The 12,697-nt window shown below is 61.2% G+C and carries 11 protein-coding genes; 8 read left to right on the top strand and 3 right to left on the bottom strand.

Annotation, left to right across the window (positions count from 1 at the left end; genetic code table 11):
- The first annotated feature begins 282 nt into the window (after window positions 1–282).
- The gene (locus LJY25_RS08470) at window positions 283–951 is read left to right on the top strand and encodes a helix-turn-helix domain-containing protein (protein WP_227607888.1); all 669 of its coding nucleotides are present in this window, start codon (window positions 283–285) and stop codon (window positions 949–951) included.
- A 307-nt stretch (window positions 952–1,258) separates the two neighbouring features.
- Here LJY25_RS08470 and LJY25_RS08465 read toward each other — a convergent pair whose 3' ends face one another.
- The 3 genes from LJY25_RS08465 to LJY25_RS08450 form a co-directional block, all read right to left on the bottom strand.
- Window positions 1,259–2,134: a bile acid:sodium symporter family protein gene (locus LJY25_RS08465; protein ID WP_227607887.1), complete on the bottom strand. Its 876-nt coding sequence runs from the start codon at window positions 2,132–2,134 to the stop codon at window positions 1,259–1,261.
- Window positions 2,135–2,201: 67 nt separating this feature from the next.
- Entirely contained in the window at window positions 2,202–2,705 is a 504-nt protein-coding gene (locus tag LJY25_RS08460; RefSeq protein ID WP_227607886.1) for a sensor histidine kinase, read from the bottom strand.
- A 479-nt stretch (window positions 2,706–3,184) separates the two neighbouring features.
- A complete protein-coding gene (locus tag LJY25_RS08450; protein WP_227607885.1) occupies window positions 3,185–3,430 on the bottom strand; it encodes a YidH family protein in 246 nt (81 codons plus the stop codon).
- Window positions 3,431–3,581: 151 nt separating this feature from the next.
- On the opposite strand from LJY25_RS08450, the gene LJY25_RS08445 reads away from it, so the two are divergent.
- The 7 genes from LJY25_RS08445 (at window position 3,582) to LJY25_RS08415 (ending at window position 12,647) form a co-directional block, all read left to right on the top strand.
- Window positions 3,582–4,259 (top strand): response regulator transcription factor, encoded by a 678-nt coding sequence (locus LJY25_RS08445; protein WP_227607884.1) that lies wholly within the window; start codon window positions 3,582–3,584, stop codon window positions 4,257–4,259.
- A 20-nt stretch (window positions 4,260–4,279) separates the two neighbouring features.
- Window positions 4,280–5,647, top strand: a complete 1,368-nt coding sequence (locus LJY25_RS08440; protein ID WP_227607883.1) for a sensor histidine kinase — start codon at window positions 4,280–4,282, stop codon at window positions 5,645–5,647.
- 98 nt (window positions 5,648–5,745) lie between these two features.
- On the top strand, window positions 5,746–5,979 hold the full coding sequence (locus LJY25_RS08435) for a hypothetical protein (protein ID WP_227607882.1): 234 nt from the start codon (window positions 5,746–5,748) through the stop codon (window positions 5,977–5,979).
- A gap of 414 nt (window positions 5,980–6,393) precedes the next feature.
- Complete coding sequence (locus LJY25_RS08430; protein WP_227607881.1) at window positions 6,394–6,687, top strand: hypothetical protein; 294 nt, start codon at window positions 6,394–6,396, stop codon at window positions 6,685–6,687.
- Window positions 6,688–6,766: 79 nt separating this feature from the next.
- A complete protein-coding gene (locus LJY25_RS08425) occupies window positions 6,767–7,939 on the top strand; it encodes an efflux RND transporter periplasmic adaptor subunit (protein WP_227607880.1) in 1,173 nt (390 codons plus the stop codon).
- Window positions 7,940–7,943: 4 nt separating this feature from the next.
- Window positions 7,944–11,153, top strand: coding sequence for an efflux RND transporter permease subunit (locus tag LJY25_RS08420; RefSeq protein ID WP_227607879.1), 3,210 nt, complete (start codon window positions 7,944–7,946; stop codon window positions 11,151–11,153).
- A gap of 93 nt (window positions 11,154–11,246) precedes the next feature.
- Window positions 11,247–12,647, top strand: coding sequence for an efflux transporter outer membrane subunit (locus LJY25_RS08415; RefSeq protein ID WP_262908703.1), 1,401 nt, complete (start codon window positions 11,247–11,249; stop codon window positions 12,645–12,647).
- Window positions 12,648–12,697 lie beyond the last annotated feature (50 nt).

Raw genomic sequence — 12,697 nt, 5'->3', positions numbered from 1 at the left:
TTGATCTGGCCGGGTTTACACGCTGCTTTTTAAGGGACCGGGGTAGCCGAGGGCCTTTGGGCAGCGGCGGTAGCTGGGCATCTTCCAGGAGAAGGCGTAGCAGGCGAAGCCGCAGTCCCGCCAGCGGATTGGCGCGGGGAAAAAGCCGCTTTTCGCCCCCGGGAAAGAATTGAAAAATAGCGGGAAGTGGCTACTTTGGGGCTTTGCGTTGAATTCCGTTCTACTCCCACCTGACCCGCCTATGCCGCTTGCTTACCCACTCGCCTTTACCGCCCTTCCCGTATGACCGACGAAGAGCGCATCACCGCCAAAATAGCTGAAATAGCCGCCACCGCCGACCAGTACCCCGCCGTTATCATCATTCACCACGTGCCCACCCAAACGGTGCGCTACCTTTCGAAGTGGGGGCTGGAACTGCTGGGCGCAACTATCGAGGAGCTGACGGCCCTGGGCCCGGCCTTTTCGCCCACCTACTTCAACCCGGTAGAGTCGGATGAGTACATGGCCCGGGTGTTTCAGCTTATGTATGAGAACGAGGTTCCGGAAGTACACACGTTTTACCAGCAGGTGCGCACCACCGAGCGCGAAGGCTGGAGCTGGTACCTGACCTCCATGCGCCGCCTGCTGACCGACGAGCAGGGTGGGCCCCTGCTGGTAATGGGCCTGGCTATTCCCCTGCATCCCGACAACCACTTCGCCGCCAAGGTGCGCCGCCTGATCGACGAAAACGACTTTCTGCGCCGTCACCGCATGGCTTTTTCCAGCCTCACCGCCCGGGAGCGGGATGTGCTGCGCCTGCTGGCCCTGGGGCACAGCGCCCCGGAAATTGCCCGGGAGCTGAATATCTCGGAGCTTACGGCGGGCACGCACCGCCGGAACGTCCGGCAGAAGCTCGGCGCCACTACCGCCTTCGACCTGACCGAGTACGCCCGGGCCTTCGACCTGATCTAGTGAACCTACCGGAGTTCTTGGAACCTGAATTGCCGCTGCCGTCCTTCCGCCCACCGGACGTAGGCAACCACGGCGTCAGGCCACATGATAAACCTTCTGGCCGGCCTGGGATATTTGAAAAGGTAGCCGACCTGCTTTGTCCCATAAACTCGTAACCCCGACGCTAGGCTTCCAGCTCCGGATGCAGGACCAGGCCACCCCACTGCATTACGACGCTTGGGGTCGACGTTTACGCGTGGGCTGATCCGGCTCTGGCTAGTCAAATGGCCAGGACACGTACCCGCTGCCGGGCAATCCGGGCTGCTGCTTACGCCACGCTGGCCGGGGCTGCGTCCCTGGGTTTGACGAGGTAGCCAAACACGGCGGCCGTGAAAAACATCAGCAGGCTGTAGATAGCCGGGGGCACGGACATGGCGGAGTTGCTCAGCACGCTTAGCGCGACGTAGATAGCCAGCGTGCCGTTGTGAATGCCGATGTCCATGCCAATGGCAATGGCCTGCTTTTTTTCGATGCTAAGCCAGCGGGGAACAAAGTACCCGACGGCCAGACTAAGCACGTTAAACAAAAGAACCGGCACCCCCAGCGTGGCGAAGTAGTCCGTCAGAAGCTTGTTTTCGCGAATTACCACCGACACAATCAGGATAATCAGAATCAGGGCGGACCCGAGCTTGACCGGCTTTTCCATCCGGGCCGCAAAACGAGGAAACCGGGCCCGGATAAACATGCCGATCAGAACCGGAATCAGCACGATGCCAAATACCTCGAGCACTTTGCTGAACTGCATCGGAATATATTGCTCCGAGCCCATAAAGTGCTGCAGCGAAAAGTTGACAATCAGCGGCAGCGTGAACAGGGACAGTACGCTGTTCACCGCCGTCAGGGAAATGTTCAGGGCCACGTCGCCGTTCGAGAGGTGACTGTACAGGTTGGCCGTGGCGCCTCCCGGGGAAGCAGCCAGCAGCATCATGCCCACGGCCAGGGCCGGGGCCAGGCCGAACAGCTTCACCAGAAAAAAGCACACTACCGGCAGCAGCAGCATCTGGCACACCAGGGCGACGGTCATGGCTTTGGGGTACTGGGCCACACGACGAAAGTCATCCAGGGTCAGGGAAAGACCTAGGCCAAGCATAATGATGCCCAGGGCAAGGGGCAGAAACAAATCGGTAGCCAGGGATTGCTGCATGCGCAGAAGGAATTTGGTTGTTGGCGGTTGAAAGAGCACGTTGCCCGGCCCGAATGTATGTTTTAATTCAGGAAGCCCCGACCGGCATTGCCCCGCCAGCCCAACCGGGAACGGGGGCGGGGTTCATAGGCTGCCAACCGGCTGAAAAGCAGCCGGATTGTTGTTTGGCAGAAGGGGCTGCGGGAGCGAATCCCGGCTGAAGGTACGCCGGAACACCAGCGGGAAAGTAGACCTGAAAGACGGAGCCGTGGTTAAGCTCGCGTTCCACCTCGATACGGCCACCGGCGTTTTCAACCAGCTTTTTAACCATGTCCAGGCCCACCCCCGATCCTTCCACATGGGGATGCAGGCGCTTGAATATGCCAAACGCCTTGTCTTTGTCCTGGGCGACGTCCGGCCCAAGGCCGTTGTCGCGTACGGCCAGCACGTAATCGTCTTCGCGCAATGAGCAGCTGATGGCTACTTCCGGCGCGCGTGCCGGGTGGTGGTACTTAAGCGCAGTGCTGAGCAGGCTATACGCAACGGAGCGCATATTCTTTTCCGAAAAGTTGAGCGTGATGTCGTCCGGCACCTGCACGTCCAGGCGGCCCCGCCAGATGCTATCTGGATAAGCCCCATCAGGACCACGGCGGCGAACCGATACTCCACGCCGTAAGTCACTACCAAGCTCATTATTACCACAGCCACCGCCCCGGCAGCGCCCGGAACCATGCCTGGTCGCCCGCCAGACATGCTGGTGACAAGACCGGTAATAAACGCCGACCCGATACCCACCAGAGGACTGATATGGGCCAGCAGCGCAAAGGATAGCACCTCCGGCACCAGCGCAGGGCCGTGGTCAGGCCTGCCAGCTGGTAGTGTAGTGTCTGTAATACTGAGCTACGGAGAACATAAACCTGCGGAAATAGGGGCACAAGAAAAGCCGCACACATCCGGCGCGACATGGCGGCTGGGGGAGTATAAGCCGGGCTTCGGGGCGGGGTAAGCTTAAAGATGGAAGCAGTGAAAGAGGCCAGCTAAGCAGATGGGTGCGGGCTGGCACCCATCTGCTTAGCTGGCCTCTATTTCCTTACGCCGTTGGTGGAACCGGAGCCAGCCGGTGAGCATAACCAGGGCAGCGGCCGTCACAGCACCATAGCCCAGCAGGCCGGTACGCACCGGATGTAGCTGAATCAGTACCAGGCCAAACCCGAGCATGGCTAGGCTGGTGCGCACGTAGGTGAGAAACGTGCGCTCATTGGCTAGCCGGGTACGCTGCAGGGCCAGGCGGTCAGATAAGGATAACGGGTCGGGCATGTAGGTAGATAAGAGGAATTACGGGGTTCAAGTTACCCGGTGCCCGGGATACGCTTAGGTCAGCACAAGGGATGCGGGACAGATCGGCAACCTGACTGCTGCGGCCCGGGTATTACCGGTATACTTGCGTTCCGATTCCGGGGCTGTTCGAATGAAAATACTACTGGTGGAAGATGAGCCAAAGCTGGCGTCGTTTATTAAGAAAGGCTTTGAAAACGAGGGCTACGACTTCAGCGTGGCTTTCGACGGGCGCATGGGCCTTTCGCTGGTGCAGCAGGGCTACTATGATTTGGTAATTCTCGACGTCAATCTGCCCTACATCAATGGCTTTGAGTTGTGCCGCCTGATTCGGGCCGACTACCCGCAGCTGCCGGTACTGCTGCTAACGGCTCTCGACAGCCTCGACGATAAGGTAACCGGCTTTGAGGCCGGGGCCGATGACTATCTGGTCAAGCCCTTTGAGTTCAAGGAACTATTGCTGCGGGCCCGGGTACTCACGCGCCGCCGTTCGGAGGCTACGTCCGTTAAGCGCGTACTGCAGTTGGCCGATTTAGAGCTCAACCTCGACACCAAGACCGTAACGCGCGCCGGGCAGCGCATCGAGCTCACCACCAAGGAATACGCCTTGCTCGAGTTCTTGCTGCTGAACCGCAACCGGGTAATATCCCGGGTCGACATAGCCGAGAAGGTCTGGGACCTGAACTTCGACACCAACACTAACATCATCGACGTGTACGTGAGCCACCTGCGCAAAAAGCTGGACAAAGGCTACGACACCAAACTCATTCATACCGTGGTTGGTATGGGCTACGTCATCCGCGAAAGCTAAAGCTGCCCCTCCCACGCCCGATGCTGATTCGCAACAAGCTGATTCTACGCTTTACGCTGCTGGTGCTGGCCATCCAACTCAGCCTGTCGGCTTTTGTGTACTACTTTCACGCCGCGGCCCGGGAGCAGCGCTTTATCCGACGGCTGGCCGGCAAAGCCGTGATGACGGCCCGCCTGCACCTGAGCAGCCCGGCCGACTCCACTCGGAACGCCCGGGCCTTCCGGCGGTCCGACCTGCTGACCATCGAGCGGGAGCAAATCAGCATATACAGTCCCGAAAACCGTCTATTGTACGTCAGCGCCGACACGGTGCCCCAGGTCGAAAACCGCCGGCAACTGGCCCGCGTAGCGGCTAACCCTGAGCCCGTCACGTTTCAGGTTGGTTCTCTGGAGGGGGTGGGCTTCACCTACGGGCCGGCCGGGCAGGTGTATCGGTTGTTTGCGGCCGGCTACGATGAGCTGGGTTGGTCCCAGCTGGCCAGCCTTCGTCTGATCCTTCTGGTTGGCAACGTCGGAGCGTTACTGCTCATCATTATGGCCGGCTGGTACTTCGCTGACGAGTCACTCAAGCCCATTGCCCGGGTAATCAAGCAGGTGCGCAAGATTACGGCCCGTGAGCTGAACCGGCGGGTAGACGAAGGCAACGGCACCGATGAAATTGCTCAGCTAGCCATTACCTTCAACCAGATGCTGGGTGGGGTGGAGCAGGCGTTTGAGGCGCAGAAGAGCTTTGTCAGCCATGCATCCCACGAGCTGCGCACCCCCCTGACCGTAGCCCTGGGTACCCTGCAAACCGGTCATGCTTACGACCAGACCCTGGCGGAGGCCAAGGCCAGTATGGCCTCTGCCGTCGATGACTTGCGCCAGCTGGTAGCCTTAACCAACGCGCTGCTCACCCTGGCTCAGGCCGACGAGGCCCGCTTCCGGGGCGAATCGGTACGCCTGGATGAATGCCTGACCCAGGCGCTGAGCCAGTGCCAGAGCCGTTATCCCGACCGGATTGTCCGAGTGAATTTTGGGCAGATGCCCACGCGGCTGGAAACGCCCTTTGCCGTAACGGGAAACGCTCACCTGCTAACCACGGCCCTGCTCAATCTGCTCGACAATGCCTGCAAGTATTCGCGCGCTGAGGTGCTGGCTACCTTGAGCTACCCCGACTTTGCCACGGTGGCAGTAGCAGTGTCCGATACTGGCATCGGCATCGATGCTGGCGATCTGGGGCGGGTGACTGAGCCGCTCTACCGGGCCGAGAATGGCCGCCGCAAGCCCGGCTATGGCATCGGGCTGGCCGTGACGCAGAAGATTGCGCAGCGCCATGGCGGTGCCCTGAAACTGGTGTCGGTTGCCGGCGAAGGCACCACTGCCACGCTGCGCTTGCCGGCAGCGTAGCGCTCCGCCGGGTTTCTTAATGTTTTTTAATGTCCTGTTCAGCCCGCGTTAATGTCGCGGGGGGTGCTTTGTGGTGTTCACTGCCGCCGCGCCCAGCTATGAAAGGAGAAAAACGCCCCCAAATGCTGCTGTATCTGCTTATCGGGGCACTGCTGCTTTCCACGGGGCTTAATGCCTACTTCCTGCTGCGCCTCGATGCCCGCCTGACGGACCAGCAGGTAGAAGCGCAACTGCACGGCCTCGCTTCTGAAAAGCAGCAGTCGGTGTCGCTGCAACTGCCCGCCGCTCCATCCCGGTCTGATACGGTTACGGTGCGGGAAGCGCAACACTGACCTCCCTTTCTTAATATATCTCCTGCCAGCCTTACCTGCTTTCTCTGTCATGCTTCCCCGTCAACAACACCTTTTAAATGCCTTGAATGCCTGCTCATCCGCTTGTAATGAATGTTACAGCGCCAATCTGACCAGTGCCCTAGCGGCTGGCCGGGTGCGCGGCATCTTATTAACGCGGGACTGTGCCGACCTCAGTCAGCTGGTCGCGGCCTTTGTGGCCCGGGGCTCGGAGCACGTACACTACCTGTTGCGGGAATGTGCCGAGCTGTGCCGCGCCTGTGCCGACGAAGCCGCTCAGTATACTGACAGTTGCAGCCGACGCTGCACCGAGGCCTGCCGCCAGGCCGAGGATGCCTGTCGCACAGCCTATTAGTAGAATGTCAGCGGTTTACTTCGAACTTAAACTCTCTGCCCATGTCGACTGCCGTTCATTTTTCTACGCTTTCACTCAAGGCCCAGTGGCGGGCCGTACATCAGCTGCGCAGCCTGCTGGTGCCGCGCCTGGGCCCGTCAACGGCCTCGCTGAGGTGGTGGCGGCGTGCCGTACTGGCTGCTGACCCGCTTCTGGAATGGCCTGCCGGAAACGGGCCGGCCCTGGTACGGCGGGGGCAGGCTCTGCTGGAACGGGTGGTCTGCTGGTACCTGGTAGCACCCGTGGCCGCGCCGCACGATGCGCTTGACGAAGAGCTCCTGGAGCTGCTGCCCTAAGCCGCCCGCCTACTGCCTTTCCTTTTCCCAGTTCCTGCTACCAACGTCTGGTGCAGTGGTCTTTTCATTTCGCTTTTCTATGCCTAGCCGCTTCCTGCACTACCTGCGCCCGTATTGCTTTCTTCTGCTGTTGGGCGGAAGTGCCCTGCTTACCGGCTGTGGCCAAAGCCAGGCCGACACCGGCGCGGACACTGCTGCCGAGCTGCCCCAGTCCCTGCCCGTCATGCGCCTCGTGGCGCGCGACACCGTCCTGACGCGGGAGTACGTGGCTGACATCCAGGCGGTGCGCAATGTGGAAGTACGGGCCCGGGTTAAAGGCTATCTGGAGAAAATCTACGTCGACGAAGGGCAGCTAGTAAAGCAGGGTCAGCCCTTATTCCGTATCAGCGACGCCGAGTACCGCACCCGGCTGGCCCGCCTGCATGCGGCCACCACCAACGCCAAGGCTCAGGCCCGGGTGGTGAGCCTGGAGCTGGACCGGGTGCGCATGCTCACGGGAAAAAACATCATCTCCAGCACGGAGCTGGACGTGACGCTGGCCAAGCTGCGTGCTGCCGAGGCCAGCGTAGCCGAAGCCCGCTCGGCTGAGGCAAATGCTGCGCTGATGCTTAGCTACACCCTGGTGCGCGCCCCTTTCGATGGCGTGGTCAACCGGGAGCCGATGAAAGTGGGTAGCCTCGTTGACGACGGTACGCTGCTTACCACGGTGTCGGATGCCCGGTCGGTGTTTGCCTATTTCAATGTATCGGAGGCAGAGTATCTGGAGTTTATGAAAACCCGCGAGCAGGACTCGGCCCGCAGCACCAACCGGGTGCGGCTGGTACTGGCCGACGGCTCCCGGTACGCGCCGCCCGGCAAGATCGAGACAGTGGAAAGTCAGTTCCAGGCCAGCACCGGCGCCATTGCGTTCCGCGCCCGTTTTGCCAATCCCAAAGGCATGCTCAAGCACGGTGCCACCGGGAAGGTAAGCTTGGCCAACACCGTGGCCGAAGCCCTGCTGGTGCCGCAGAAAGCCGTGTTCGAGCAGCAGGACAAAAATTACGTGTTCGTGGTGGACGAGCAGGGCACCGTGCATCAGAAAAACTTCGTGCCCCGAAGCCGCCTGGCAGCCTTCTACGTGGTGAAAAGCGGCCTGCAGCCTGGTGAACGTATCGTGTGTGAGGGTATCCAGGACCTACGCGACGGCGCCAGCATTACGGCCCGGCCCGTCACGATGCGCAGCCTGCTCGCCGGCAAGACCCTTATTCCCTAGCCTTATGGTTGAAGTATTCATCCGTCGGCCAGTGCTCTCGCTGGTCATCTCACTATTCATTACCCTGCTTGGCATTGGGGCGCTATACACGCTGCCGGTCACGCAGTTTCCCGATATCGTGCCGCCTTCCGTGACAGTACGGGCCAAGTACAATGGGGCTAATGCCGAGGTGTGCGCCAAAGCAGTGGCAACACCCCTGGAGCGGGCCATCAACGGCGTACCGGGAATGACGTACATGAACACGGTGACCACCAACAACGGCACCACCCTCATCGAGGTGTTCTTCGAAGTGGGAACCGACCCCGACCTGGCCGCCGTGGCCGTACAGAACCGCGTGACAACGGTGATTGACGAACTGCCCGAGGAAGTCATCAAGGCGGGCGTAGCCACCGAGAAAGAGGTGAACAGCATGCTGCTCTACCTCAACGTGGTGAGCGACGATGCCGCAGTAGGGGAGAAGTTCATTTATAACTTCGCCGACATCAACATCCTGCAGGAGCTTAAGCGCATTAAAGGCGTGGGGCTGGCCGAAATCATGGGCAACCGTGAGTATGCCATGCGGGTGTGGCTCAAGCCCGACCGTCTGCTGGCCTACCGCGCCGGGGCCGACGAGGTGGTGGCCGCCATTCAGGCCCAGAGCGTGGAGGCCGCCCCGGGCCGCACCGGCGAAAGCTCGGGCCGCGACGCGCAGGTACTACAGTACGTGCTGCGCTACACCGGCAAACTATTCGAGCCCGAGCAGTACCGCAACATCGTGGTACGCGCCAACCCCGACGGCTCGGTGCTGCGTCTGCGCGACGTGGCCGACGTGGAATTCGGGGTGCAGACCTACCGGATGCTATCCAAGTCCAACGGCAAGCCCTCGGCGGCCATCATGCTCAAGCAGCTGCCCGGCTCCAACGCCTCCGACGTTATTGCCCAGGTGAAGGAGCGCATGGCGGAGCTGCAGAAAACCAGCTTCCCGCCCGGAATGCGCTACACCATCAGCTACGACGTGTCGCGCTTTCTCGATGCTTCCATTCACGAAGTGGTGCGCACGTTGTTCGAGGCCTTTCTGCTGGTGTTTGTCATTGTGTACCTGTTCCTGCAGGACTGGCGCTCGACGCTGATTCCGGCCCTGGCCGTGCCGGTGGCGCTGGTTGGCACGCTGTTCTTCATGCAGGTACTCGGCTTCAGCATCAACCTGCTCACCTTGTTTGCCCTGGTACTGGCCATCGGCATCGTGGTCGATAACGCCATTGTGGTGGTAGAGGCCGTGCACGCCAAGATGCATGAGGAGCACCTCTCGGCCATGGACGCAACGCTGGCGGCCATGCGTGAAATCAGCGGCGCCATCGTGGCCATCACGCTGGTGATGTCGGCCGTGTTTATCCCGGTTTCCTTTATGAGCGGGCCGGTGGGGGTGTTCTACCGCCAGTTCTCGCTCACGCTGGCTATTGCCATCGTCATCTCGGGTGTGAATGCGCTGACGCTCACGCCGGCTCTGTGCGCACTGCTGCTCAAGTCGACGCCGGCGATTGAGGGCGACTTGCTGGAGGCTCACGAAAAGCCCAAGGGTTTGCTGGGGCGCTTTTTTGCGGGATTCAACCGCCGCTACGAAACCTTTGCAGGGCGCTATCAGCATTTGGTGCGGACCCTGGCCAGCCGCCGGCTCGTGACGGTGGGACTGCTGCTGTTTTTCTTCGCTGCCACCTGGGGCGTCAACTCCATCCTGCCCACGGGCTTTATTCCCAGTGAAGACCAGGGTATGGTGTACGTGAACGTGACCTCGCCGCCCGGTGCCACCGTGGAGCGCACCCAGGCCGTGCTCGACGAGGTGCAGCGCGTGGCCCAGACGCTCCGGCCCGTGGAGTCCATCTCGACCCTGGCCGGCTACAGTTTGATGAACGATGTGTCGGGCGCCTCCTACGGCATGGGCATGATCAACCTCAAGGCCTGGGATAAGCGAAAAGAGTCCGTCACGCAGCTCATGGACCAGCTCCGGGCCAGGACCCGACACATCACGAGTGCCCAGGTGCAGTTTTTTACTCCGCCCACGGTGCCGGGTTTTGGCAATGCCGGTGGGTTTGATTTGCGCGTGCTCGACCGCACCGGCCGCGGCGACCTGCACCAGACCAAAGCCGTAACCACTCGCTTTATCCAGGCCCTGAACAAGACGCCGGCCATCGAAAATACTTTTTCGGGCTTCGACCCCAGCTTTCCGCAGTACCTGATTCACGTCGACCCCGACCTGGCCGCCAAGAAGGGCGTGACCGTGGCCCGCGCCATGCGCACGCTACAGACGCTGATGGGCTCGAATTATGCGGCCAGCTTTATTCGTTTCGGACAGATGTACAAGGTGATGGTGCAGGCCCTGCCCGGCTACCGTACCAAGCCCGAGGACATCCTGAGCCTCTACGTCAAAAACGACCGGGGCGAAATGGTGCCTTACTCCACTTTCGTGCGTCTGGAGCGCGTGTACGGCCCCGAGCAGTTCACCCGCTATAATATGTACACCTCGGCCACGCTCAACGGCGACACCTCGCCGGGCTTCTCGTCAGGCGACGCCATCCGCACCATTCAGCAGGTGGCGGCCAAAGAACTGCCCCGCGGCTACACCTTCGAGTGGAGCGGCATGACGCGGGAGCAGATCATTTCCGGTAATCAGGCGCTGTACGTGTTTGGCATCGTGCTCGTGTTCGTGTACTTGCTGCTGGCGGCTCAGTACGAAAGCTTCACGTTGCCGCTGCCGGTGCTGCTGAGTTTGCCTACCGGCATCTTCGGTGCCTTTCTGGCCCTCAAACTGTTGGGGTTGGAAAACAACATCTACGCCCAGGTTTCGCTGGTGATGCTCATCGGGCTATTGGGCAAGAACGCCATCCTCATCATCGAGTTCGCGGTGCTGCGCCGCAAGGAGGGCCTTTCCGCCCTGGACGCAGCCGTAGAGGGTGCCCGCTCCCGTCTCCGGCCGATTCTCATGACCTCATTTGCCTTCGTGGCTGGCCTTATTCCGCTTTGTATTGCTACCGGGGCGGGTGCAATGGGTAACCGCTCCATCGGCACGGCCGCGGCAGGCGGCATGCTTCTCGGGACTCTGTTCGGAGTAGTGCTTATTCCGGGGCTGTACGTGCTGTTTTCGCGGGATAAACAGCAGGCTGAGCCAAGCGCGGAAGTGCTGCCCGAGCCGGAAGGGGAGCTCCTTAACGTGGCCACGCCGGCTCACGCAACTGCTTAGCCTGATTGTATGATGAGTGACTTTCCTGCTTCTGTGCCCTGCTTCCGGGGCCTGCTAATTCGGCAGGCTTCCCGTAACCTTGCAACGCTCCTGATGCTTCTGCTGCTGGGTGGCTGCACGCTGGTGGCCCCGCCCGTGGTGTCGCCCCGCGCAACGGCTGTGCCAGCGGTCTACCCGGCCTCCAGGGCTGTTGATACTGTTAGTGCGGGCTCGCTTTCCTGGCGGCAGTTCTTTGCCGACTCCACCCTGGTAGCGCTTATCGATACCGCCCTGCGGGCCAACCCGGATCAGCTCATCGCCGTGCAGCGCGTAGCGGTGGCCCGCGCCGGCCTGGTAGCTGCCCAGGGAACCCTGCGGCCCCGCGCGAGTGCCGTTGCAACCGGCGGCTTTGACCGGTTTGCCGACTATGCCGCTCAGGGGCAGACCAGCACCAACGACGGCCGGGAGCTGCCCAATGGCGTGCCTAATTTTTTCCTGGGCTTGCGCAGCAGCTGGGAAATTGACCTGTGGGGCAAGCTACGCAACCGTCGACAGGCTGCTTTCGTCCGCGTGCTGTCCAGCGAGCAGGGCCGCCGGCTGGTGCAAACGGATCTGGTAGCTCAGGTGGCTAGTCTGTACTATGAGCTGCTTATGTACGATAACCAGTTGACAGTGCTGGGCAAAAACCGCGTTTTACAGGAGCGGGCAGTGGAAATCGTCAAGCTCCAGAAGCTCGGCGGCCGGGCCACCGAGCTGGCGGTGCAGCAGTTTACGGCCCAGCTGCTGCGTACCCGTAGCCTCGAAGCCGAGGCCGAGCAGCGCATTGCAGCCACCGAAAATGCGTTGAACCGTCTGCTTGGCCGCTATCCGCAGCCTGTCCGGCGCGGCCGGGCCCTGGCCACCCAAACGTTACCCGCTGCGGTGTCGGTGGGCTTGCCGGCTGCCACGCTGCTGCGCCGCCCCGATGTGCAGCAGGCGGAACTGGAACTGGTAGCAACCCGCGCCGACGTAGCCGCCGCCCGGGCCGCATTCCTGCCTTCGTTGACCCTTTCGCCCTACGTGGGCCTGAATGCTTATTCCCCCACTCTGTTGCTGCAAACCCCCGGCTCACTGGCCTTTGGCTTACTCGGGGGACTGGCAGCTCCGCTGATCAATCGCAGCGCTCTGAAGGCGGAGTACAGCCGTTCCGCTGCCCGGCAGCAGACTGCGTACTGGAACTACCAGAAAGCGGTGCAAACGGGCTTTGAAGAAGTGAGCACTAACCTGCGCGGCCTGGATAACTACCGCCGCGTGGTCGACCTGCGCCAGCAGGAAGTAACTGCTCTCACCCGGGCAGTGGACATATCCAACGACCTGTACCGGGCCAGCTACGCCAATTACCTTGAAGTCGTAACGGCTCAGCGCAGCGTACTCGATGCTGAGTTGAGCCTGACTGATGCCCGTTGCCAGCAGTTTCTGCTGCTGATTGACTTGTATCGCTCCCTAGGCGGCGGCTGGTCCGGCCCCGGCCGCTAGGCTTTACCTCCTGCTCAATCCGATCCGGATAGTCGGGGTTGTTTTACCGG

The organism is Hymenobacter translucens, assembly GCF_020685205.1.
GTDB lineage: Bacteria > Bacteroidota > Bacteroidia > Cytophagales > Hymenobacteraceae > Hymenobacter > Hymenobacter translucens.
The sequence above is the reverse complement of the archived record's forward strand: the minus strand, read 5'-3'. Positions and strand labels throughout refer to the sequence as shown.